This window comes from Pseudomonas sp. 1152_12, assembly GCF_052850675.1.
The window spans coordinates 1-237 of record NZ_VXCW01000070.1; the positions used below are offsets into that span (position 1 = coordinate 1).

Sequence of the window (237 nt, forward strand, 5' to 3'; positions counted from 1 at the left end):
CTGTACGTGTAGTCCGTAACGTGGCCGTCAGGATCAGTCTTACGCGTGACGTCACCCTGATCGTTACGCTCATATTTCCAAACCGCCTCACCACGCCTTACAACCCGTACGAAACCGTTGTCATGCTCGTAGGAAGTCGGTTCATCCTCGCCAGGAAACAGCGCCACCAAACGCCCGGCTTCGTCGTACTGATACGCCGTCACCGCCCCCAGCGGGTCCTGCTCAACCGTCAGCCGG

At 59.1% G+C, this 237-nt stretch carries 1 protein-coding gene; it reads right to left on the minus strand.

The window, feature by feature from the left end:
- Window positions 1-237, minus strand: a 237-nt coding sequence (locus tag FW764_RS28155; RefSeq protein WP_446436731.1) for a hypothetical protein, incomplete at both ends; no start/stop codon positions are given.